This window comes from Enterobacter sp. BIDMC93, from assembly GCF_001037805.1.
GTDB lineage: Bacteria > Pseudomonadota > Gammaproteobacteria > Enterobacterales > Enterobacteriaceae > Enterobacter > Enterobacter hormaechei_C.
In genome coordinates, this window is sequence record NZ_KQ089962.1 from 108,773 (window position 1) to 132,689 (window position 23,917).

Annotated in this window: 19 protein-coding genes and 1 rRNA gene; 4 read left to right on the top strand and 16 right to left on the bottom strand. The window is 56.1% G+C overall.

The features are described from left to right. Positions 1 to 7: 7 nt before the first annotated feature. The 6 genes from psiE to pgi form a co-directional block, all read right to left on the bottom strand. On the bottom strand, positions 8 to 418 hold the full coding sequence (psiE, locus tag SK58_RS00480) for a phosphate-starvation-inducible protein PsiE (protein ID WP_000202963.1): 411 nt from the start codon (positions 416 to 418) through the stop codon (positions 8 to 10). Between the two features lie 178 nt (positions 419 to 596). After that, the gene (locus SK58_RS00485; RefSeq protein ID WP_032620651.1) at positions 597 to 2,693 is read right to left on the bottom strand and encodes a YjbH domain-containing protein; all 2,097 of its coding nucleotides are present in this window, start codon (positions 2,691 to 2,693) and stop codon (positions 597 to 599) included. After that, positions 2,693 to 3,430, bottom strand: coding sequence for a capsule biosynthesis GfcC family protein (locus SK58_RS00490; protein WP_015570167.1), 738 nt, complete (start codon positions 3,428 to 3,430; stop codon positions 2,693 to 2,695). The genes SK58_RS00485 and SK58_RS00490 overlap by 1 nt, the downstream gene beginning before the upstream one ends. Further along, positions 3,427 to 4,065, bottom strand: a complete 639-nt coding sequence (locus tag SK58_RS00495; protein WP_017382614.1) for a YjbF family lipoprotein — start codon at positions 4,063 to 4,065, stop codon at positions 3,427 to 3,429. Before SK58_RS00495 ends, SK58_RS00490 begins: the two co-directional genes overlap by 4 nt. 63 nt (positions 4,066 to 4,128) lie before the next feature. Continuing rightward, positions 4,129 to 4,371 carry an exopolysaccharide production protein YjbE gene (yjbE, locus tag SK58_RS00500; RefSeq protein ID WP_003860341.1) on the bottom strand — a complete coding sequence of 81 codons (243 nt, stop codon included), beginning with the start codon at positions 4,369 to 4,371 and terminating at the stop codon, positions 4,129 to 4,131. Positions 4,372 to 4,737: 366 nt separating this feature from the next. After that, on the bottom strand, positions 4,738 to 6,387 hold the full coding sequence (pgi, locus tag SK58_RS00505; protein ID WP_003860343.1) for a glucose-6-phosphate isomerase: 1,650 nt from the start codon (positions 6,385 to 6,387) through the stop codon (positions 4,738 to 4,740). Positions 6,388 to 6,761: 374 nt separating this feature from the next. On the opposite strand from pgi, the gene lysC reads away from it, so the two are divergent. The 3 genes from lysC to SK58_RS00520 all read left to right on the top strand — a co-directional run bounded on the left by lysC (position 6,762) and on the right by SK58_RS00520 (position 9,472). Next, complete coding sequence (gene lysC / locus SK58_RS00510; RefSeq protein ID WP_045344657.1) at positions 6,762 to 8,111, top strand: lysine-sensitive aspartokinase 3; 1,350 nt, start codon at positions 6,762 to 6,764, stop codon at positions 8,109 to 8,111. A 93-nt stretch (positions 8,112 to 8,204) separates the two neighbouring features. Further along, positions 8,205 to 9,149: a ketopantoate/pantoate/pantothenate transporter PanS gene (gene panS / locus SK58_RS00515; RefSeq protein ID WP_015570166.1), complete on the top strand. Its 945-nt coding sequence runs from the start codon at positions 8,205 to 8,207 to the stop codon at positions 9,147 to 9,149. A gap of 50 nt (positions 9,150 to 9,199) precedes the next feature. Then, positions 9,200 to 9,472 (top strand): YjbD family protein, encoded by a 273-nt coding sequence (locus tag SK58_RS00520; RefSeq protein WP_017382612.1) that lies wholly within the window; start codon positions 9,200 to 9,202, stop codon positions 9,470 to 9,472. Here SK58_RS00520 and rluF read toward each other — a convergent pair whose 3' ends face one another. From rluF to metH, 5 genes are all read right to left on the bottom strand, one after another. Beyond that, on the bottom strand, positions 9,473 to 10,345 hold the full coding sequence (rluF, locus tag SK58_RS00525; RefSeq protein WP_003860347.1) for a 23S rRNA pseudouridine(2604) synthase RluF: 873 nt from the start codon (positions 10,343 to 10,345) through the stop codon (positions 9,473 to 9,475). A 54-nt stretch (positions 10,346 to 10,399) separates the two neighbouring features. Beyond that, complete coding sequence (locus SK58_RS00530) at positions 10,400 to 10,717, bottom strand: CcdB family protein (RefSeq protein ID WP_017382610.1); 318 nt, start codon at positions 10,715 to 10,717, stop codon at positions 10,400 to 10,402. After that, positions 10,717 to 11,010 (bottom strand): type II toxin-antitoxin system CcdA family antitoxin, encoded by a 294-nt coding sequence (locus SK58_RS00535; protein ID WP_017382609.1) that lies wholly within the window; start codon positions 11,008 to 11,010, stop codon positions 10,717 to 10,719. Before SK58_RS00535 ends, SK58_RS00530 begins: the two co-directional genes overlap by 1 nt. A 95-nt stretch (positions 11,011 to 11,105) precedes the next feature. Beyond that, positions 11,106 to 12,737 (bottom strand): Na/Pi cotransporter family protein, encoded by a 1,632-nt coding sequence (locus tag SK58_RS00540; RefSeq protein ID WP_003860350.1) that lies wholly within the window; start codon positions 12,735 to 12,737, stop codon positions 11,106 to 11,108. A gap of 116 nt (positions 12,738 to 12,853) precedes the next feature. Further along, the gene (gene metH, locus SK58_RS00545; protein ID WP_048219204.1) at positions 12,854 to 16,537 is read right to left on the bottom strand and encodes a methionine synthase; all 3,684 of its coding nucleotides are present in this window, start codon (positions 16,535 to 16,537) and stop codon (positions 12,854 to 12,856) included. A gap of 193 nt (positions 16,538 to 16,730) precedes the next feature. On the opposite strand from metH, the gene iclR reads away from it, so the two are divergent. Beyond that, positions 16,731 to 17,558 (top strand): glyoxylate bypass operon transcriptional repressor IclR, encoded by an 828-nt coding sequence (gene iclR, locus SK58_RS00550; protein WP_003860353.1) that lies wholly within the window; start codon positions 16,731 to 16,733, stop codon positions 17,556 to 17,558. 23 nt (positions 17,559 to 17,581) lie between these two features. Here the strand turns inward: iclR and aceK are convergent, their stop codons facing one another. The 5 genes from aceK to rrf form a co-directional block, all read right to left on the bottom strand. Further along, on the bottom strand, positions 17,582 to 19,333 hold the full coding sequence (gene aceK / locus SK58_RS00555; protein WP_017382607.1) for a bifunctional isocitrate dehydrogenase kinase/phosphatase: 1,752 nt from the start codon (positions 19,331 to 19,333) through the stop codon (positions 17,582 to 17,584). 51 nt (positions 19,334 to 19,384) lie between these two features. Next, positions 19,385 to 20,689, bottom strand: a complete 1,305-nt coding sequence (gene aceA, locus SK58_RS00560; protein ID WP_023295753.1) for an isocitrate lyase — start codon at positions 20,687 to 20,689, stop codon at positions 19,385 to 19,387. A 31-nt stretch (positions 20,690 to 20,720) separates the two neighbouring features. Then, positions 20,721 to 22,322, bottom strand: coding sequence for a malate synthase A (gene aceB, locus SK58_RS00565; protein WP_017694727.1), 1,602 nt, complete (start codon positions 22,320 to 22,322; stop codon positions 20,721 to 20,723). Between the two features lie 269 nt (positions 22,323 to 22,591). Beyond that, a complete protein-coding gene (gene metA / locus SK58_RS00570) occupies positions 22,592 to 23,521 on the bottom strand; it encodes a homoserine O-acetyltransferase MetA (protein WP_017382604.1) in 930 nt (309 codons plus the stop codon). 218 nt (positions 23,522 to 23,739) lie between these two features. Next, a 5S ribosomal RNA gene (rrf, locus tag SK58_RS00575) occupies positions 23,740 to 23,855 on the bottom strand. Between the last annotated feature and the right edge of the window lie 62 nt (positions 23,856 to 23,917).

Below are 23,917 nucleotides of genomic sequence, written 5' to 3' on the forward strand. Positions count from 1 at the left end.
TTTTTTTTTATTCGCGTTTCAGCCGCTTCGAGTTGCACAGCCAGAGGGTGATCACCAGCAGCAGGATCGCCGCCGAGTAGATCAGCACGTCGAGCGGGGATTTATGATCGACGATGATCAGCCGCACAATGGCGGTGATGCCAATGTAGACAAAATAGCGCAGCGGGAAGTGAAAGCCGGACTGAAAGTACTTCACAATCAGGGCGATAAATTCAAAGTAGAGAAAGTAGACCACCAGGCCTTCCACCAGCGCGTATTTGCTGGTTTGCTCAGGGGCGAACAGCACATCCGCCAGATGCACCGTCTCTTTACCCAGAAAAACGACCAGGATCAGGCCAAGGCTCAGCAGACCGAGGTTCAGCACGGTCTGGAGTATCGTTGAGATAAACTCAACGCGCGGACGCGTCAGGGATGTCATACAGCACCTCATTCTCCAGGGCGAGGTTCCTGTATAACGCAAAAATGTGACGGGGATCTATATTTTTTGTTTATGTTTTGTCCAGATGAACATTCTTGCCGGGCGGCACTGCGTTTGCCCGGCCTACAAAAACACTCTCGTAGGCCCGGTAAGCGCAGCGCCACCGGGCAAATAAGCATCAGCGGAAGTTAATGTTCTTATCGCTGGTCATATCATACAGCTGGAATTTACGTCCAAGCTGCTGACCGCCGTCGCGCGTCAGCGGCGTCCAGCCCACTGCCGCACGGCTGCGGGTTGGGCCTGATGAGAACAGATCCAGCGGAATCGACACGTACACCCCTTTGGTGAAGTCCCCTTCCCCGTACTCGTCTGGCGAAACGTTGGTGATGGTGGCATAGCCGCCCACCACCACGCCGCTGTCGAAGTGTTTGGAGATATCCAGCGTACCGCCCTTATCACCCGCCAGATACTGGCCGACGCTGGCTTTCACCAGCACGTCCTGCGCGAACGACGGCGTCCAGTAGGCGGTCAGGTGGCCGGTTTTGACGCTGTAGTCGGTGAACTTCATCATGTCCTGCGCGCTGCGCCAGTCACGCTGTTTCACGTAGTTGGCATCAACCCCAAACGCCCAGTTGCTGTCGACAGGACGATAAAGCACTTCTGCCCCGGCGCCGCCGAACATGGTTTCCAGATAGCCACCGTAAACCTGGCCGTAGAAGCCGTTGCCGAAGTACTGGAAGTAGTTGGCCTGGAGGTTATTCACGTAGATATCGTTCTGCACATATTCGCGAACGCGGGTACGCACGCGCGGCAGTTTTGAATCGTTCGGCGGGTTGGTGTAGTTAAATTTGTCGTAGTTGTTAGCAATGTTGCCGAACAGACTACCGGTGGTCAACAGGTGGTCGGTCACCCACAGATCCGCCGTCGCCATCGCCCCCAGCTGATACATGTAGAAGTTTTCCGGCCCACCCACGGACTGGTTCAGCACCGGATCGATATGGAAATCGAAGCGGGATTTATCGATATACCAGCCCTGCTCGGTGCTCTCTGGCACCACCGGCTCAACGCGTTTTTGTACCAGCTCGGTTTCATGTCCCAGCGGTTCGCCTTCAAGATGACGCTTAAGGCTGGCAACATCGGTTTCGGTTGTGACCTGCGGCAGGTTGAGGCGGTTCTCCGTCACGCGGATCGTGCGGATCCCCTCCGGCAGATCGTTCATGACGATCCGGTTGGCGCGCTCGATCCCTTCGCGGGAGTCGCGGTATTTTACCTGCTCGCCGATGACGTACAGCGTATCGCCTTTGGTCTGGATCTTTGGATCCGCCAGGCCCGCGTTATATTTCAGCAGCGTCAGCTGGTTCGCTACCACGGAGTGCTGAATGATCGCATCCTGCGGCTCCGGCTGATATTTTGGCCGCGGGTTGTCATTGTAGTGCGGCCGCATGTCGTTAAAGTTAGTGCGCAGGGTAAAGCCAAACATCAGGGTATTACCGCGCTCATAGCTGAGGTTAACGTCGGCCCAGTCGGTGACGCGGTAAATGGCGCCGACGTTAAACTTGCTCTTTTGCTCAATTTTCCCGGCGAAGTCCTGCGAGTAGTCGTTTCCTTCGTACTCCAGCTTCAGACGTAACGGCTGCCACGGTGTTTGATACTCCACGCCACCAAACAGCGAGGCCGGGCCGTGGAACATCTGGTCCCCGTTGATGGAGCCCGCTTTCTGGTAGCTGTTATCGCGGTAGCAGTATTTATCGCTGTAGGTACAGAACGGATTTTTGACGTTGCCGCTGGTGCCGAGATAGCCCCATCCCAGACCGAGTGAGAAATCAAACGGTCCCCAGGCTTTGCTGGCCACGATGTATTCCGCGTCAAACAGGCCGGTCCCGCCGATATCCTTCGCACCAACGGAGACCTGCGGCATCCAGTAGCTCTCTTCCCACAGGCGCAGCTTCACGTCGAAAGCTTTGTCTTTATAAGTCTGGTCGCCGGAGAAGGCATCCACGCTGCTGTACTGTTTTGTACGCACGTCGGTGTAGCGCAGCGTGGTCTCCAGCCAGGGGAACAGCTGCACGGACGCAGAGTAGTAACGGTACTGATCGTTATCGCGATAGTTAAGGCTGATTTCCCCCTCGCGGGCCATACGCGCGGTTGGGGTTTGCAGTAAGCCCACGCCGCCAAAATCGGACTGCGACGGGCCGATGGGTGCCGGATACGTTTCTGCATGACAGGCGGAACTCACGCACAGTGCAAGCATGCTGTAGAGATAGGTTTTTTTCATTATTCCGGTATCCGCTGTATCAGGGAGCGAAGGATATCGGCATTAAGCCCGTCATACGCTTTCGTCCAGAAATGGTCGGCAAAACCGACAAAAATGATGCTGCCTGGCATAGGTTCGATATGGCGTTTATTCCAGTAAGCCACCGGCGCTTTCTGCGTATGCCCGTCCGGATAGACCACCCAGGCATAGCTGTTATCCGCTCCGCTGAGCAGACTTTGCTCGTCGAGATAGCTCGCCACGTCCCGGCCCGGCGTAAACGGCTTTTTGCCAGGGCTGCTGAGAAGCCCCATCACGGTGACGGTGGAAGGCTGAGCCGGAAGCCACAGGGTATAGTCCCCTTCCAGCGACGGATTGCCGTTTTCCGCAACGCGCACCTCATCCGGATCCAGATTCACCTTCTGGCGCCCCGTCACCTTAACCGCCTGAAGCTGTTGACGCAGGCTAGTAATGGCCGCGGCATCGTCGGTATCTTCCTGTTGTGCCAGCCCGCTCAGTCGGGCGAGCAGCGCCTGATGTTTTTGTTCCGCTACGATCGTCGCCTGACGCTCGCTGATCACCGCCCCGGTCCACCAGCTTTTCGCCAGCCTCGGCTGCCCCACCAGATCGAGCAGATGCCCGGCATTGGTTAAGGTTTTAGGTTTTTCGCTGTCCGGGGTGTAGACCTGTACCGTTCCCGCAGACCACGCCAGCGGCGAGGTCAGGCTGGCGAGAAGCGCAATGTGGATGAACATTTTCATGATTTCGCCGCCTTGATCAGGGTGGCCTTCACCGGGAAGAAACCGGCACCGAGATACTGTAAGGACTGGCGGATTTGCCCCTCTTCGTCCACCCAGAAGCGGTTATGCCAGGTGGCCTGATCGGTTGTCACTTCTTCATCCAGCACGCGCACCTGCGTTTCGTCGCTGCCCACTTTGACACTGTCCGTACCGTCCCAGCGGAAGGTGGAGCGGGCCGTGGCGTAGCGCACCTGTTTATGCTCGGTCCAGCCCATCGTGCGCGTCCAGCTTGCGCCATCGACGATCTGATTCGGCTTGATGAGCGGATCTTCAGCCAGGTTGTTCACCTCAAGCAGGTTGTCGCCGCCGAGCAACGTTTTCACGATGCGGGAATGCTGTGTCACGATGGTGGCCTGATCCTGCGTCACCCATTTCTGCTGCCCGTTTTCATCGAAAGCGAGCACCACAAACAGTTGCGGACCATCGTTTAGCTGCATGTACTGGCTGGCATACGGCATGTTCTGAAGTTCGTCATCGGTCAGATGCACGCCCGGCGTGCCGAACATGCTGTCCCACAGTGAGTGGCCCAGCCCTTTGGTGGTAGCTGAGCACGCCTGCAACAGCAGGCAAATCAGGATGATTGCAGGTCGCTTCACGACTCTTCTCCGAAGGGGCGAAATAACCACACCGAAGTGTGGTTATGATTAAAACACCCGTTATTACTGGGTGCTGGTCGTCGTAGTGGTCGTGGTTCCGGTATTGGAGCCATCACCGCCACCGGTTGCCGCCAGCGCGACACCCACGGCTGAACTTACGGCGCTGGTGCTGGCTGCGGTAGAACTCCCCGCAGACGCAGACGTCGCTGCCGACCCTGCTGCTTCCCCGACCTGGACCGGAGCTGCATAGACAGACGTCGCCGCAAGCGCAGATATGGCAAAAATGCCATACAGTACTTTCTTCATAACAATTTCCCTTCAATGAATGAATGGAGATTTGCCCGAAAAGAAATTCAGGCGGATTCGAGTATACACAACTAAAGCAGTGGGTTTACCGTGGGGGTAAATAGGGATGAGGTTTTCAGACTAATGGTTAAAAATGGAAGGAAAAAAGAATCAAGGAAATATATAATCACTATAAATCAACCATTTATAATATAAGAACATTAAAGCATCACTCCGTATTTTCTTAAAATAAACCTCAGCAATTAACGGGGTTACCGTCTTTTTCGGATTAAACTCAGCTTCAGAATTTGAGATAACTAACAGACATCAGGAATTATCCGATAAAAAAATGCCGGCATATCGCCGGCATTGTTCATGACATATTTATTACGCACGCCAGGCTTTATAACGGTTAATCAGACCATTGGTGGAGCTGTCGTGGCTGTCGATCGCTTTATCGTCACCCAGCTCTGGCAGAATGCGGTTTGCCAGCTGTTTGCCCAGCTCAACGCCCCACTGGTCAAAGGTGAAGATGTTCAGAATAGCGCCCTGAGTGAAGATTTTGTGCTCGTAGAGGGCAATCAGCGCACCCAGGCTGAACGGCGTGATTTCGCGCAGCAGAATGGAGTTAGTTGGACGGTTGCCTTCGAACACTTTAAACGGCACAACGTGCTCCAGCGTAGCCGGATCTTTACCCTGGTCACGGTATTCCTGCTCAACCACCTCGCGGGATTTACCGAACGCCAGCGCTTCGGTCTGGGCGAAGAAGTTAGACAACAGCTTCGGATGGTGGTCGGACAGCGGGTTGTGCGTGATCGCCGGGGCGATGAAATCGCACGGTACCATTTTGGTGCCCTGGTGGATCAGCTGGTAGAACGCGTGCTGACCGTTGGTTCCCGGCTCGCCCCAGATGATTGGGCCAGTCTGGTAATCCACCGCGTTGCCGTTACGGTCAACGTACTTACCGTTGGATTCCATGTTGCCCTGCTGGAAGTAGGCCGCAAAGCGGTGCATGTACTGGTCGTACGGCAGAATCGCTTCGGTTTCAGCGCCGAAGAAGTTGTTGTACCAGATCCCGATCAGCGCCAGCAGTACCGGCAGGTTTTTCTCAGGCGCGGTGGTGGAGAAGTGTTTGTCCATCGCGTGCGCGCCGGAGAGCAGTTCAACGAAGTTGTCGAAGCCCACGGACAGGATGATGGACAGACCGATCGCAGACCACAGTGAGTAGCGGCCGCCCACCCAGTCCCAGAACTCAAACATGTTCGCGGTATCAATACCGAACTCACCCACCGCTTTACCGTTGGTGGACAGCGCCGCAAAGTGTTTCGCCACGTGCTTTTCGTCGCCCGCGGTTTTCAGGAACCAGTCGCGCGCGCTGTGGGCGTTGGTCATGGTTTCCTGAGTGGTGAAGGTTTTAGACGCCACCAGGAACAGCGTGGTTTCCGGGTTCACCTTTTTCAGCACTTCAGCGATGTGAGTCCCATCGACGTTGGACACGAAGTGCATGTTGAGGTGGTTTTTGTACGGGCGCAGCGCCTCGGTCACCATGAACGGGCCGAGGTCAGAGCCGCCGATACCGATGTTTACGACGTCGGTGATCGCTTTGCCGGTGTAGCCTTTCCAGCTACCTGAGATGATCGCTTCAGAGAAGGTTTTCATCTTTTCCAGCACCGCGTTCACTTCCGGCATCACATCTTTGCCGTCTACGATAATTGGCGTATTGCTACGGTTACGCAGGGCCACGTGCAGGACGGCACGGTCTTCGGTGCGGTTGATTTTCTCACCGGAGAACATGGATTTGATGGCATCTGCCAGCTCAGTCTCTTTCGCCAGATCTTGCAGCTTCGCCAGCGTCTCTTCGGTGATACGGTTCTTGGAGAAATCCACCAGCATCAGGTCATCGAAGGTGGCGGAAAACTTGCTGAAACGATCGGCATCTTTCGCGAACAGATCCGCGATAGTGACGTCTTTCATTTCATCAAAATGTTTCTGTAGTGCCTGCCATGCAGCGGTCTGCGTTGGGTTGATGTTTTTCATAGCAATACTCTTCTGATTTGAGAATTGTGACTGCGGTCGATTGTAGCGCCTGCAAATAAAAATTGTGATGGTTTTTATGCCATTGCCCTGGTCTGCATCAAACGCAGGTGAAAAGACCCGAAAAGTATAGCTGCTGTCGCGCCCTTCCGGCGTGGCGAAATGTTGGTCAAAAAGGGGGAAAAAGGAGCATAAAATATGGGCCTGTTATAAGTCCTGTTTCTGAGGGGTACCCCCCCATGAAAAATCCGCATAATCCCAGCATTGACAGGACCTCCCCCGCATTTTATTTATAGGGCCGTATTTTGCGCCTGCACCTGTTCTCGCTTCATTCTTGTGCCAAGGTCGCTCTATTCATTCCCTGACACGAGGTTGTTATGACGAGTTTTGTGGTCGCCAAGTTTGGCGGCACCAGTGTGGCAGACTACGATGCCATGAACCGCAGCGCCGATGTGGTGCTGGCCGATCCGAATACCCGCCTGGTTGTGCTTTCCGCCTCAGCCGGCGTGACGAACCTGCTGGTTTCCCTGTCTGAAGGACTGGAAGCGACCGAGCGTTTCGTGAAGCTGGATGCACTGCGCAAAATTCAGTTCGACATTCTTGAGCGTCTGCAAAACCCGAACGTCATTCGTGAGGAAGTGGAACGCCTGCTGGAAAATATCACCACCCTGGCTGAAGCCGCGTCGCTGGCCACCTCCAGCGCACTGACCGATGAACTGGTCAGCCACGGCGAACTGATGTCCACCCTGCTGTTCGTTGAGATCATGCGCGAGCGCAATATTCAGGCGCAGTGGTTCGACGTGCGTAAAGTGATGCGCACCAGCGACCGCTTTGGCCGCGCCGAGCCGGACGTGGAAGTCCTGGCAGAGCTGACCAACCAGCAGCTTGCCCCGCGCCTGGATGAAGGCATAGTGATCACCCAGGGCTTTATCGGGAGCGAAGCCAAAGGGCGCACAACCACGCTGGGCCGTGGCGGCAGCGACTACACCGCCGCCCTTCTGGGTGAAGCCCTGCACGCCACCCGCGTGGATATCTGGACGGACGTGCCGGGTATCTACACCACCGACCCGCGCGTGGTCTCTGCGGCAAAACGTATTGACGTGATCGCCTTTGAAGAAGCGGCTGAAATGGCGACTTTCGGCGCGAAAGTGCTGCACCCGGCCACGCTGCTGCCCGCCGTGCGCAGCGACATTCCGGTCTTCGTTGGCTCCAGTAAAGATCCAAAGGCGGGCGGGACGCTGGTCTGCAAGAAAACCGAGAACCCGCCGCTGTTCCGCGCGCTGGCCCTGCGTCGTAAGCAGACGCTGGTTACCCTGCACAGCCATAATATGCTGCACTCCCGTGGATTTCTGGCGGAAGTGTTTGGCATCCTGGCGCGCCACAATATCTCCGTGGACCTGATCACCACGTCAGAAGTCAGCATCGCGCTGACGCTCGACACCACCGGCTCCACCTCTACCGGCGACACCCTGCTGACGCAGTCGCTGCTGATTGAGCTTTCCGAGTTGTGCCGCGTGGAGGTGGAAGAAGATCTGGCGCTGGTGGCCATCATCGGTAATAAGCTGTCGCGCGCCTGTGGCGTGGGCAAAGAGGTGTTCGGCGTGCTCGACCCGTTCAATATCCGCATGATTTGCTACGGCGCGTCCAGCTACAACCTCTGCTTCCTGGTCCCTGCCGATCAGGCCGAGCAGGTCGTGCAGAAACTTCATCAGAATTTGTTTGAATAAAATTCGTTAGCACGATAAACAATATCAATAAGCCGGGCACAGACCCGGCTTTTTTATAACAAAACAACACGACAATACTGCAAGGAATTCACTATGCTCTCCGCTATCACCCGGCTGTTCCCGTTATGGGCGCTGCTGCTCTCTGTACTCGCGTATTACACTCCTGCCACGTTCACGGGCATTGGTCCGTGGGTCACCACGCTGCTGATGCTGATTATGTTCGGCATGGGCGTGCATCTGAAAATTGACGATTTCAAACGCGTGCTGTCTCGCCCGGCGCCGGTTGCCGCAGGGATTTTCCTGCACTACCTGGTGATGCCGCTCGCGGCCTGGCTGCTGGCGATGGCCTTTAAGATGCCGCCCGACCTTTCCGCAGGGATGGTGCTGGTGGGGAGCGTCGCCAGCGGCACGGCATCTAACGTCATGATCTATCTGGCGAAAGGCGACGTGGCGCTCTCCGTCACCATCTCGTCGGTTTCCACGCTGGTGGGCGTGATTGCCACGCCGCTGTTAACCCGCCTGTATGTGGACGCGCATATCCAGGTGGACGTGATGGGCATGCTGCTCAGCATCCTGCAAATCGTGGTGATCCCGATTGCGCTGGGGCTGGTGATCCACCATCTCTTCCCGCGGGTAGTGAAAGCGGTTGAGCCGTATCTGCCCGCGTTTTCGATGGTCTGCATACTGGCCATTATCAGCGCCGTGGTAGCCGGTTCCGCATCGCACATTGCTTCGGTGGGCTTTGTGGTGATCGTCGCGGTTGTGCTGCATAACACTATTGGTCTGCTGGGCGGTTACTGGGGCGGAAAGCTGTTTGGCTTTGACGAATCCACCTGCCGCACGCTGGCGATCGAAGTGGGGATGCAGAACTCCGGCCTGGCGGCGGCGCTGGGTAAAATTTACTTCTCACCGCTGGCAGCGCTACCGGGGGCGCTGTTCTCCGTCTGGCACAACCTGTCCGGTTCGCTGTTAGCAGGATACTGGTCCGGTAAGCCGATTGATGACCAACCGAAAAAAGATGCGGTGAAACAGGGTTAATTGACCCGGCTTGCTTTACACTGAAGCCTCCCCATCAGGAGGCTTCAGCAATGGCTACACCACGTTTGACCCAGAAAGACATGACCGAAGCCGAGCAGCGCGAACTGAAAACGCTTCTCGACCGCGCCCGCATCGCGCATGGCCGCACGCTGACGAACGCCGAAACCAATCAGGTTAAAAAAGAGTACATCGATAAACTGATGGCGCAACGTGATGCCGCGGCGAAAAAAGCCCGCAAGCTGAAAAAAGAGCAGGCTTATAAACCCGATGCAGAGGCGACTTTTTCCTGGTCCGCCAGCACATCAACCCGTGGAAGGCGCTAATCAGCGCCCTTTCTTTTTGCGCCCCGGCTGGGTAAAGCGTTTTCCGTTGCCCGGCTTGCCCCGCCCTTTCTCTTCCGCCTGCGGTGCCTTCACCACCGGACGCTTAATCGCCTGCGTTTTCGGTTTGGCTTTAGCTTTCGGCTTCGCTTCGGACGAGGAGTTCTCGATAAGTTTGAACAGCTCGATCAGCTCGTCATCCGTTAAGTCACGCCACTCGCCCAGCGGGATCCCGGACAGGCTGACGTTCATGATGCGCGTGCGTTCCAGCTTCGTCACTTCATAACCGAAGTACTCGCACATGCGGCGGATCTGGCGGTTCAGGCCCTGCACCAGCGTGATACGAAACGCAAACGGCGCCTCTTTTCTGACTTTACACTTCTTCGTCACGGTGCCCAGAATCGGCACGCCTGCGCCCATTCCCCGGATGAACTCGTCCGTGACCGGCTTGTTCACCGTAACAATGTACTCTTTCTCGTGGTCGTTACCGGCACGCAGAATTTTGTTGACCAGGTCACCGTGGTTGGTAAGGAAAATCAGCCCCTGAGAGTCTTTATCCAGACGGCCAATCGGGAAAATACGGCTGCTGTGGTTCACGAAATCAACGATGTTGTCCCGCTCGCCATCTTCCGTAGTGCTGACAATCCCAACCGGCTTGTTCAACGCGATAAACACCAGGTCTTCGGCATCACGCGGTTCGATGACCTGACCATTCACTTTCACCACATCGCCAGGCACTACCTGATCGCCAATAGTGGCGCGTTTGCCGTTAAGAAACACGTTACCCTGTTCAATGTAACGGTCAGCCTCGCGACGTGAGCAGATCCCGCTCTCGCTAATGTATTTGTTTAATCGGGTTGATTGAGTTGGCAGCATAGTTTCTCCTGTGAAGGGCGAAATATACCTTACCTTGCGCCTGACAAAAAAGTCCTAGTAACCGCTGATCAGAAAATCGAGTGCATCCCGCAATGAAGCACTGCTGTTAGTAAGATCGGCAACGCGTTCACCTAACTCTTTTGAAGAGATGCCTGACAGCATATGCATCATGACAACGCAGGACTTACCCGCGATTTCAACGACAGGGCACACTTTCGCAGGCGGACGAATGCCGCCCAACTGGCTTAATTCAACGGCGGGAGCAACCAGTACATGTTTCATCACATTAGCAACAGGATGCTGCATGTTAATAAGCCATGGATATGCTTTTTTCCCATTACCTTCATTCGCATAAGCAAAATATTGCTCCATCAGAATGACCTCTGAAAGTCACTAAAGGAGCCGTTTTCATCAACCCACTGGTTAATGGCCTCTATAGACGCTTTATTTTCTGCTAACCACTCTGCGCGCTGATGCGCACGAAACTGCTCCTGTAGAGCGGCCGTGAGTACAGCAGAGAGATTGAGCTTAAGACGTCGCGCTTCTTCAAGAATTTCTGGTGCTAACGAAACATTGACTGATTTTTTAATGCCATTAGTAGTGCGCATGATAACCCCCATTGGAATGCGCATGAATTGGCGAAGTGTAGCGTAATAAACGAGCATTTTCTATTCCCTTAAAAATGTAAGGCCTTAAGAATGAATTGCTCTTTAGAAGGTGTCACGCCTCACAAAAGGGTTTTGCGAGGCGCTTTCAGAGATTAATACTCATCCCGCTCATCGTCTTCATCCGGCTGCTCCATCACGCTATAGGCCACCGCACAGAACAACGAGTTGAGACGCTTCATATCCCCCAGCAGCCCCAGGTGGAGTGAGCTGGTCTCGATACTCTGCACGTTCTGCTGGTGCAGACGCTCAACGTGGGCGTGTGAGTAGCGGCGATTAAGAATGCGGAAACGATGCTTGTTGCGGCGCAGGCGGCGCGCACTCGGCACGTCGCTGGAGAAGAAGACCGACATCGCCAGCTTGAGGTTGCTGACCAGCTGTTCGTGCAGCGCTTCCAGCTCTTTCAGCCCTTCAACAGAAAACGCCCGGCGTGCGGCCAGGGATTTGTCTGCGATTTCACTGCCCATACGCTCGACAATATCCGAAGCCTGCTCCAGGTTAAGCGACATCTCGATGATTTCCGCCCAGCGGCGCGACTCCTCTTCCGCCAGCTCGTCCTGGGGGATCCGCGCCAGATAGAGCTTGATGGCGGTATACAGCACGTTGATATCGTCCGCCAGCCTGCGCAGCTCTTTTTCTTCGCGCGGCTCGCCGTGCATCACCTTTTGCAGCCCTTCCAGCATGGTTTCCATCGCGTCGCCCATGCGCAGCGTTTCGCGGGCGGCATTGGCGATTGCCAGCGCAGGAGTATCCAGCACCGAGGTGTCCAGATGCTTCGGTTTAAGGCGCGCGTCCAGCTCCGGTTCATCACGAATAAGCCGCTCGCAGAAGCGGGCCATCGGCGCGGCAAACGGCACCATCGCCAGACAGCGCACCAGGTTGTAGAAGACGTGGAAGTAGATCACCAGCTCCGCTTTCGGCAGAGAGAGATTATCCATCAGGTTCGCCAGCGGGTGCACAAACGGCAGAATGATCAGGCTACCCACCAGCTTAAACAGTAAACTCCCCAGCGCCACCCGGCGGGCGGCAGCGTTGGCGGCGCTGTTGTTGAGCATCGCCAGCAGGCCAGAGCCGAGGTTGGCACCGATCACCAGGCACAGCGCCACCGGGAAGGAAATTACCCCTGCGGCGGTTAAGGTCGCCGTCAGGAGGACCGCTGCCAGGCTGGAGTAGCTGACGATGGCAAATACCGCGCCGATCAGCGCATCCAGCATAATGTCGCCGGTTAACGAGGCGAAGATAACCTGCACACCGTTGGCCTGGGTGATCGGCGTGACAGCCTGCACAATCAGCTCCAGTGCCAGCAGGATCAGCCCGAGGCCAATACCGACGCGGCCAAGCTGCCCGGCACGGCTTTGCTTACGGCCGAGGAAAAAAATGACGCCGATAAAAATCAGCAGTGGCGACAGCCAGGAGAGATCGAACGTCAGGATACGCGCCATCAGCGCGGTACCGACGTCGGCGCCAAGGACAATCACCAGCGCCGGGGCGAGCGCCACCAGATCCTGCGCCACGAACGAGGTGACGAGCATGGTGGTGGCGTTGCTGCTTTGCACCAGCGCCGTGACGCCAATACCCGCGCAGAAGGCGAGCGGCTTCTTCTCAACGCTGCCGCTGAGAACGGTACGTAAACGTGCGCCAAACACACGCATCACGCCGGTACGAACGATATGGGTGCCCCATACCAGCAGTGCGACTGCGGAGAGCAGGTGTAACAACGTCAACACGGTAGGTATTCCTCCTTATCGTTATTCGTTTTCCTGAGGTTCAGTATAAGGGTTTAAACGTAAGAAAGAGACAAGGCACCATAGCGGTGCCCTGTTTGTTGTAAGGAAAAGTGACGTTAGTCTGCGTCGTAGCCCAAATTCGGCGCCAGCCAGCGTTCCACCTCTGACACGCTCATGCCTTTACGCAGGGCGTAATCCTCAATCTGATCGCGCTGAAGCTGTGCCACGGCGAAGTACTTGCTGTCCGGATGGCTGAAGTACCAGCCGGAAACGGACGCGCCCGGCCACATGGCGAACGACTCGGTGAGCTTCATGCCGGTATGCGCTTCGACGTCCAGCAACTTCCAGATAGTGCCCTTCTCGGTGTGTTCCGGGCAGGCCGGATACCCCGGCGCCGGACGAATGCCCTGGTAATTTTCGCGAATCAGCTCCTCGTTGCTGAGATTCTCATTCGCCGCGTAGCCCCAGTGCACCTTACGTACGCGTTCATGCAGATATTCAGCGAAGGCTTCCGCCAGACGGTCGGCGATCACTTTCACCATGATTTTGTTGTAATCATCGTGCTGCGCGTCGTACGCATCCGCCAGCGCGTCTTCTTCCAGACCACCAGTTACGGCAAAGGCGCCGATATAGTCGGCTTTACCGGAGAGTTTCGGTGCGACGAAATCCGCCAGGCAGTAGTTGGCAAAGCCCACTTTCTCGGTTTGCTGGCGCAGGTGGTGGCTCACGGCCAGCACGTGGGTGCGGGTTTCATCGCGGTAGATTTCCACATCGTCGCCCACGCGGTTCGCCGGGAACAGCCCCACCACGCCGCGCGGGTTGAGGGCTTTCTCTGCGCTCAGCCTGTCGAGCATGTCGTTAGCATCTTTAAACAGGCGCTTCGCCTCTTCGCCCACCACCTCGTCTTCAAGAATGCGCGGATATTTGCCCGCCAGCGACCAGGTCATGAAGAACGGCGTCCAGTCGATGTAGTTACGCAGCGTTTCGATGCTGGCCGTCACGTCCTGCACGCCCAGACGGTGTGCGACCGGCGGCGTATAGCTGGACCAGTCGAACGCCAGATCGTTATCGCGCGCCGCCTGAAGCGAAACCGGCGGCGTGCGCGGTTTCTTACGTCCATGCTGAATGCGGACGGTTTCATACTCTTTGCGGGTGCGGGCGACAAAGTCATCGCGCTGGGTGTCGGACAGCAGCGCGGAGACCACGCCCACGGTGCGCGAGGCGTTTTGGACATACACCGTCGGCCCACTGTAGTTCTGCTCGATTTTCACCGCCGTGTGGGCTTTCGAGGTGGTTGCCCCGCCAATCAGCAGCGGAATGGTAAAGCCCTGGCGCTCCATCTCTTTTGCCACGTTGACCATTTCGTCAAGCGAAGGCGTAATCAGCCCGGAAAGACCAATCAGATCCGCATTCACTTCGCGCGCGGTCCTGAGGATTTTATCCGCCGGGACCATCACGCCAAGATCGATAATTTCGTAGTTATTACACTGCAACACCACGCCAACGATGTTTTTGCCGATGTCGTGTACGTCGCCCTTCACGGTGGCGATGACCATTTTACCGTTACTGGAGCCCTTCTCTTTGCTGGCTTCGATAAAGGGTTCCAGATACGCCACCGCCTGCTTCATGACGCGGGCGGATTTCACCACCTGCGGCAGGAACATTTTGCCCTCGCCGAACAGATCGCCGACCACGTTCATACCGTCCATCAGCGGCCCTTCGATCACTTCAATCGGACGGGCGGCCTGCTGACGCGCTTCCTCGGTATCCTGCTCGATAAACTCGGTAATGCCTTTTACCAGCGAGTATTCCAGACGCTTATTCACATCCCAGGAGCGCCATTCGGCCTGTTGAACGTTGGCTGATTCGTCAGATTTACTGCCGCGGTATTTTTCCGCCAGATCCAGCATGCGTTCGGTGGCGTCGTCACGACGATTGAGGATCACGTCTTCTACGGCGTCGCGCAGCTCGGCTGGCAGATCGTCGTAAATTGCCAGCTGGCCGGCGTTGACGATCCCCATGTCCATCCCGTTGCGGATGGCGTAGTAGAGGAATACGGCGTGGATCGCCTCACGCACCGGGTCGTTGCCGCGGAACGAGAACGACACGTTTGACACGCCGCCGGAGATCAGCGCATGCGGTAGCTCGCGTTTAATGTCTTCACACGCGCCGATAAAGTCCTGGGCGTAGTTGTTGTGCTCTTCGATGCCGGTCGCGACAGCGAAGATGTTCGGGTCGAAGATGATGTCTTCCGGCGGGAAGCCCACCTCTTCGGTCAAAATTTTGTACGCGCGGCGGCAAATCTCAATCTTGCGCTCGCGGGTATCGGCCTGACCCACTTCATCGAAGGCCATCACCACCACGGCGGCTCCGTAGCGACGGACCAGCTTCGCGTGGTGGATAAAGGTATCGACGCCCTCTTTCATCGAGATGGAGTTAACGATACCTTTGCCCTGAATGCACTTCAGCCCTTTTTCGATGACTTCCCATTTGGAAGAGTCAATCATGATCGGCACGCGGGCGATATCCGGCTCACCGGCAATCAGGTTGAGGAAACGCACCATTGCCGCTTCGGCATCAAGCATCCCCTCGTCCATGTTGATATCGATGATCTGCGCGCCGCTTTCTACCTGCTGGCGGGCAACGTCCAGCGCTTCGCTGTACTTCTCTTCTTTGATCAGACGCTTGAACTTCGCAGAACCGGTAACGTTAGTACGTTCACCCACGTTCACAAACAGGCTGTCGTCGCCGATGGTCAACGGCTCCAGGCCGGACAGACGACAGGCTACCGGAAGCTCGGGTAGCTTGCGCGGTGGAAGCCCGGCGACGGCGCGGCTCATGGCGGCGATATGCTCAGGCGTGGTGCCGCAGCAGCCGCCGACGATGTTGAGGAAACCAGATTCGGCCCATTCGCGGATTTGCGCCGCCATGGTGTCGGCATCGAGATCGTATTCACCAAACGCGTTCGGCAGACCGGCGTTCGGGTGGGCGGTGACGTAGCACTCTGCGATGCGCGAAAGCTCCTGCACGTACTGGCGCAGTTCGTCCGGCCCCAGCGCGCAGTTCAGGCCGAAGGAGAGCGCTTCGGCGTGGCGCAGGGAGTTATAAAACGCTTCGGTTGTCTGGCCGGAAAGTGTGCGCCCCGAGGCGTCGGTGATGGTGCCGGAAATCATGATCGGCAGGTCGACGCCCAGCGCCTCGAACTCCTCTTTCACCGCGTAAATTGCCGCTTTGGCGTTGAGGGTGTCGAATACGGTTTCAATCAGGATCAGATCGGAACCGCCTTCCACCAGCGCTTTAGTGGACTCACGATACGCGGCCACCAGCTGGTCAAAGGTGATGTTCCGAAACGCCGGGTCGTTGACGTCCGGAGAAATCGACGCGGTGCGGTTGGTTGGGCCCAGCACCCCGGCTACGTAGCGCGGCTTGTCCGGCGTACGGGCCGTCCATTCGTCGGCGCAGGCGCGCGCCAGCTTCGCCGCTTCAAAGTTGATCTCCGCCGACAGGGATTCCATCTGGTAATCCGCCATGGCGATGGTTGTCGAGTTGAAGGTGTTGGTTTCAACAATATCCGCACCCGCTTCGAAGTAAGCGTTGTGGATATCCCTGATAACAGACGGTTTGCTTAACACCAGCAGGTCATTGTTCCCTTTCAGGTCACAAGGCCAGTCGGCAAAGCGATCGCCGCGGAAATCGTCTTCACTCAGACGATAGCCCTGGATCATGGTGCCCATGCCGCCGTCCAGCACCAGAATTCGTTCATTTAACTGCGCACGCAGTTGCTCTACTTTGCTGCTCACACTTGCTCCCGACAACGCTCAACATGGCCAAAAGGCTGCGTTCCATACTGGCATAATCTCGCAGGGTCGAAAAGTCACACAGCGGTAACATGAGACATGTTCACTATCACTCCTCCGATCAGTCAGGAAAGCGGTTGCAAAACCACCAAATAAAACGAAAATGATTTCCACGATACAGAAAAAGGAGTTCGTCATGGTTACGACCGTTCCCGCTAAACGCGGCAGAAAACCTGCTGCAACCACCGCTGCACAACCTGGCGGACAGGTTCAATCCCTGACGCGCGGCCTGAAGCTGCTGGAATGGATAGCCGAATCGCATGGTAGCGTGGCCCTGACGGAGCTGGCGCAGCAGGCTGGCCTGCCGAACTCCACCACGCACCGTCTGCTGACCACCATGCAGCAGCTGGGCTTCGTGCGTCAGGTGGGCGAGCTGGGGCACTGGGCGGTGGGGGCGCATGCGTTTATTGTCGGCAGCAGCTTCCTGCAAAGCCGCAACCTGCTGGCGATTGTCCACCCGATTCTGCGCAAGCTAATGGAGGAGTCCGGCGAGACGGTAAACCTGGCCGTACTGGATCAGAGCGATCACCAGGCGATTATTATCGACCAGGTGCAGTGTACGCAGCTGATGCGCATGTCCGCGCCGATTGGCGGCAAGTTGCCGATGCACGCCTCTGGCGCAGGGAAAGCGTTTCTCTCGCAGCTGAGCGAAGAGCAGGTAACGGGGCTGCTGCACCGTAAAGGACTGCACGCCTATACCCACGCCACGCTGGTGTCGCCGGTGCATCTGAAAGAAGATCTGGCTCTGACCCGCAAGCGCGGCTATTCGTTTGATGACGAAGAACATGCCCTCGGGCTGCGCTGCCTCGCGTCCTGCATTTTTGACGAGCACCGCGAGCCGTTTGCCGCTATCTCCATCTCCGGGCCGATTTCACGTATGACCGACGACCGCGTCACCGAGCTGGGCGCGATGGTGATTAAGGCCGCGAAAGAGGTGACGCTGGCGTATGGTGGGATTCGTTAAACGTGCATTGCCGCCTGATGCCCTCACCCCGGCCCTCTCCCACAGGGAGAGGGAGAAAAGCGGATGCAAAACCGCTGCTTGCGGCGGTAAGCATAGACATCTTCCACGTGCCCATTTTTGATCCGCGTTTGCAGCCCGCGCCAGTAGCTGGCGCGGAACAGATCGGCATGCATCTCTTCGAATAGCGGCCCGATGCGCGGGTCGGCACAAAGCCAGTGGCGAAACTCCTCCGGAAACACATCGCCCGGCGATACGCTGTACCACGGCTCGCTGGACAGTTCATCTTCCGGGTAGCGCGGCGGCGGGATATCGCGGAAGTTCACCTCGGTCATGTAGCAAATTTCATCGTAATCGTAGAACACCACCCGCCCGTGACGGGTGACGCCGAAGTTTTTAAACAGCATGTCGCCGGGGAAAATATTGGCGGCGGCGAGCTGGCGAATCGCATTGCCGTACTCTTCAATGGCGTCTCGTAAAGCCTGGCCTTCGGATTGCTCCAGCCAGATATTTAGCGGCACCATCCGGCGTTCGATGTAGAGATGGCTAATCGCAATCTTATCGCCAAGATCGGTAATTTTCGTCGGCGCTTCCTGCATTAGGAGCGACATCAGCGCCGGATCGATCTGCTGCTTATCCAGCACAAAGTTTTCAAACTCCTGGGTATCCGCCATCCGCCCGACGCGATCGTGCTCTTTAACCAGCTGATAGCAGGCGCGGACGTGAGCGGCGGTCATCTCTTTCTGCGGGGCGAATTTATCCTTAATCACCTTAAACACGCGGTCGAAGCCCGGCAGTGTGAAAACCAGCATCACCATGCCGCGGATCCCCGGCGCTTCGATAAACTGCTCATCAGCCGTGGTGACATAACGCAGGTATTCCCGATAACTTTCCGTTTTGGCATGCTTCTGACAGCCAATCGCCATATACAGCTCGGCGGTGGTTTTGCCCGGCAGGATCTCGCGCAGCCACTCCACCAGGGCGGCAGGCAGTGGGGCATAGACCATGAAATAGGAACGGGCGAAGCCAAATACGATACTGGCCTCAGCGCTGGTAGTCAGGCAGGTATCGACAAACAGTTCGCCGTCGTCGGTACGGTGAATGGGTAGCAGAAACGGCACGATGGCTGTCGGCGTAACCAGTTTGCCCACCAGCCAGGCGGCCTTATTCCGGTAGAAAAGCTCGTTGGCAACCTGCAAATGGCTGCGGCTGAGCACCGCCTCGCCGAAGGTTTCACTGAGATACGCGTGGATATAGCCGATATCCCGGGGTTTATTCTCCCACGGCAGGCGCAGCGGCAAATCCGTTAAGACGCGGTGCAGGAGCTTTTCCCAGCCGCGATCGGGAAAGAAATCTTTCGCCAGCGGACGCGGGATGGTACGGAAGCGGCGCTCCGGCTGGGAGCTGAAGATAAATAACCGCTCAGGAGATAATGAGCGGTGGTCAAATAACCGGCAATAGACGGAGTTGAAAAAGCTCTCCGCAATCTCGAAGCGCGGGTAGTCGGGTAACAGATGGGTGTAATGCTCTTTCACGCGCAGTAAAAATTCCGCATCCGGGCTTTTACCGTCGGTGATACAGCGCAGTTGCTCCACCACCAGACCTACGTGGTGATCATAAAGATGGATACGCTGCTTCATGGCCTGCTGAACCGCATGCCAGTCGGCGTGCTCAAAACGCTGTTGCGCGCCGGAGGTGACTTCCAGAAAGCGGCCATACTGGGCATCGAAGCCCTGCAAAATAGTTTGGGCAATCAGTAATTCCAGACCACGCGACATATATTCCCCCTCACCCCAACCCTCTCCCCGAGGGGGGAGAGGAGGAAAAGATTAGAACTGTGCTTCTTCCGTCGAGCCCGTTAATGCCGTGACGGAGGAGGCCCCGCCCTGAATAATCGTGGTCACATTATCGAAGTAGCCGGTTCCCACTTCCTGCTGGTGCGAAACGAAGGTATATCCTTCTTTGCCCGCCGCAAATTCTGGCTGCTGCACCTTCTCAACATAGTGTTTCATGCCTTCGCCCTGCGCGTAGGCGTGCGCCAGGTCGAACATGTTGAACCACATGCTGTGGATACCCGCCAGGGTGATGAACTGGTACTTGTAGCCCATATCTGACAATTGCTGCTGGAAGCTGGCGATGGTCGTATCGTCCAGATTCTTTTGCCAGTTGAAGGACGGCGAACAGTTATAGGCCAGCAGCTTGCCCGGATACTTCGCATGAATCGCATCGGCAAAGCGCTTCGCCAGCGCCAGATCCGGCGTGGAGGTTTCACACCAGACCAGGTCGGCGTAAGGGGCATACGCCAGGCCGCGGCTGATCGCCTGTTCAATACCGGCATGTGTGCGATAGAACCCTTCGCTGGTACGTTCGCCGGTAATGAATTCGCTGTCATACGGGTCGCAGTCAGAGGTGATCAGGTCCGCCGCGTCAGCATCGGTACGGGCAATCACCAGCGTCGGCACGCCGAGCACGTCAGCAGCCAGACGCGCGGCAACCAGCTTCTGGATCGCTTCCTGGGTTGGCACCAGCACTTTCCCGCCCATATGCCCGCACTTCTTCACCGACGCCAGCTGATCTTCAAAGTGAACGGCCGCTGCACCGGCCTCAATCATGGATTTCATCAGCTCAAAGGCGTTCAGCACGCCGCCGAAACCGGCTTCCGCATCGGCGACGATCGGCAGGAAATAGTCGATAAAACGCGGATCGTGGGGTTCGATACCCGCGGCCCACTGGATCTGATCCGCACGGCGGAAGGTATTGTTGATCCGATCCACCACTGACGGCACCGAGTTCGCCGGATAAAGAGATTGATCTGGATACATGCTGGACGCAAGGTTAGCATCCGCCGCGACCTGCCAGCCGGAAAGATAGATAGCCTCAATGCCGGCCTTCGCCTGCTGCAATGCCTGACCGCCGGTCAGCGCGCCGAGGCTGTTGATATAGCCTTTTTTAGACCCCCCATGAAGCAGATCCCACATTTTCGCCGCGCCGTTCTGCGCCAGCGTACATTCCGGGTTAACCGAGCCGCGTAACTTCACCACTTCCTCTGCGCTGTACGGACGGCGAATGCCTTCCCAGCGCGGTTGGGTCCACTCTTTTTGTAACTCTTCGATCTGTTGGGTACGGGTTTTCATGTGCAGATGCTCCATATTGTTATGTGGTGAATTACGCCAGGAAGCGGTAGCCCGGCAGGGTCAGGAAGTCGATTAAGTCATCAGAGGTGGTGATTTGCTCCATCAGACGTGCGGCATCGTCAAAACGCCCACTGCTGAAGCGGTGCTCGCCCAGTTCGTCCTGGATGACCCGCATCTCTTCGGCCAGCATCTGACGGAACAGGGCTTTGGTTACCGGTTTGCCGTTGCTGAGCGTTTTTTGATGATGGATCCACTGCCAGATGGAGGTACGTGAAATTTCCGCCGTGGCGGCATCTTCCATCAGTCCGTAGATCGGCACGCAGCCGTTGCCTGAGATCCATGCCTCGATGTACTGCACGGCGACGCGAATGTTGGCGCGCATCCCCTCTTCCGTGCGTTCGCCCGCACACGGCGCCAGCAACTGTTCTTCTGCGATTGGCGCATCGTCTTCACGGGTGACAAACAGCTGGTTTTTGTTGTCGCCGAGTACGCGGTTAAAGACTTCCATCGCCGTATCGGCCAGACCAGGATGGGCAATCCACGTCCCGTCGTGGCCATTACGGGCTTCCAGCTCTTTATCGGCTTTCACCTTGTTGAGCACCTGATTGTTACGCTCTGCGTCTTTGCTCGGGATAAACGCCGCCATGCCGCCCATCGCAAAGGCGCCGCGTTTGTGGCAGGTCTTAATCAGCAGGCGCGAGTAGGCGCTGAGGAACGGTTTATCCATGGTGACAACCTGACGATCCGGCAATACCCGGTCGGCATGGTTTTTCAGCGTCTTGATATAGCTGAAGATGTAATCCCAGCGTCCGCAGTTCAGGCCCACAATATGGTCACGCAGCGCATGGAGGATCTCATGCATCTGGAATACGGCAGGCAGGGTTTCAATCAGCAGCGTGGCCTTAATGGTGCCGCGCGGCAGGCTGAAGCGGTCTTCTGCGTAGCTAAAGACTTCACTCCACCACGCCGCTTCCTGCCAGGACTGTGTTTTAGGCAGATAGAAATAGGGGCCGCTGCCTTTCGCCAGCAGGTTTTTATAGTTGTGGAAGAAGTACAGCGCAAAGTCGAACAGGCTGCCCGGAATCGCTTCTCCGCGCCAGGTGACGTGTTTTTCTGGCAAATGCAGACCGCGTACACGGCAGATCAACACCGCCGGATTCGGTTTAAGCTGGTAAATTTTACCGGCTTCGTTGGTATAGCTGATGGTGCCGTTGACGGCGTCGCGCAGGTTGATCTGCCCGTCGATAACTTTCTGCCAGTCCGGCGCGAGGGAATCTTCGAAGTCCGCCATAAACACTTTGACGTTGGCATTCATGGCGTTGATCACCATTTTGCGCTCTACCGGACCGGTGATCTCTACGCGACGATCCTGTAAATCTTCAGGGATTCCGCGGATTTTCCATTCACCATGACGAATGGAAGCGGTTTCCGAAATAAACCCTGGCAACTTGCCGTTATCGATCTCCTGCTGTTGATGAATGCGCGCCGCCAGCAGTTTATTCCGCTGTGGCGTAAAGCGCGTCACCAGTTCAGTCAGAAACTCTACCGCTTCTGCCGTCAAAACTTGCTGTTCTTGCTCACCATTCGGCTGGGTAAAAGTCAGTTCATCGACCGTTGTTGCCTGTTGAGTCATCGTTCTGCTCCTCATCAAAGATCCAAATCACGCCCCCGACTCGAGCGAAAGATCGTTGTGTAGTTTTCGCTCAGCAGAATTAAGACTATCTATAATTTTTCCAAAATCAAAAACAATTTCCATTTTAATTTATATCAAATCACAACTGCATGATTAATATGGAATTAAAGTTTTCTTCGATGTTGAGTTGGATTTCGGAAATAAAAAAGGCACCCGAAGGTGCCTGATCTGAATAGCTGAAACGCTTTAGGATCGTTTAATGCAGACGATTACTCCAGCGTCGGATTCATGTGGCGCAGATCGTACGGCGTAATCTGGTAGACGTAATAGTTGAGCCAGTTGGTAAACAGCAAATTTCCGTGGCTACGCCAGGTTGCCCGAGGCGTGTTTTGCGGATCATTTTTCGGGAAATAGTTGTACGGGACATCCGGATTCAGACCCGCTTCAACGTCACGAAAATACTCTGACGCGAGGGTATGCGGATCGTACTCAGGATGGCCGGTAACGAACGCGATGCGTTTGTCTTTACTGGCGAACAGGTAGGCATCGCCGTCTTCCGTTTCGGCCAGGATTTCCAGGTCGGTGTAATCGCGGATCAGCTGTGCCGGAAAATCGGCGTAGCGAGAATGCGGGGCCAGGAAAGTGTCATCGAAACCACGCGTCAGCAGCGCATGCGGGTGAAGAATGTGGTGTTCGTATACGCCAGAAAGTTTGTCGCTGCGGGTTTGCTTGGGAATGCCATAGAGGATATTCAGCGCGGCCTGTACCGCCCAACAGACAAACAAGGTGGACGTGACGTGATCTTTTGCCCACTCCAGCACCTGCCTGATCTGTGGCCAGTAGGCAACGTCATTAAATTCCACCAGACCCAGCGGTGCGCCGGTGACGATCAGTCCATCGAAATTCTCATCGCGAATATCTTCAAAATTACAGTAGAAGTTATTCAGATGCTCAGCAGGCGTGTTGCGTGACTCACGCGCGTCAATGCGCAGCAGCTGGATATCAACCTGAAGCGGAGAGTTGGAGAGCAAACGCAGGAACTGGTTCTCCGTTTCGATCTTCTTTGGCATCAGATTAAGGATCAGCACCTTCAGCGGGCGAATTTCCTGACCAGAAGCACGCGAAGTTGTCATTACGAAGACATTCTCTTCACGCAAGAAATTGACGGCTGGTAGCTCGTCCTGCACCCGAATCGGCATAACCTTAAATCCTCACAGCATACGTATAAACGTTTAGACATCCAGACAGCTAACGATACCCAGAAACGGGGTTAATGTCGAGTCTGCAAGCGAAAGGTGAGAAAGTTTCAAGGAGGAAAAGCATGTAGGGCGGGTAAGGCTGGGCCACCACCCGACTTTTCAGAACGTGCAAAGCAAAAAACCCCGCACCTTACGGTACGGGGTTCTTCTTAATTGATGCCTGGCAGTTCCCTACTCTCACATGGGGAGACCCCACACTACCATCGGCGCTACGGCGTTTCACTTCTGAGTTCGGCATGGGGTCAGGTGGGACCACCGCGCTAAAGCCGCCAGGCAAATTCTGTTAATCTGTATCAGGCTGAAAATTTCGTCTCTTCGCCAAAACACCTTCGGCGT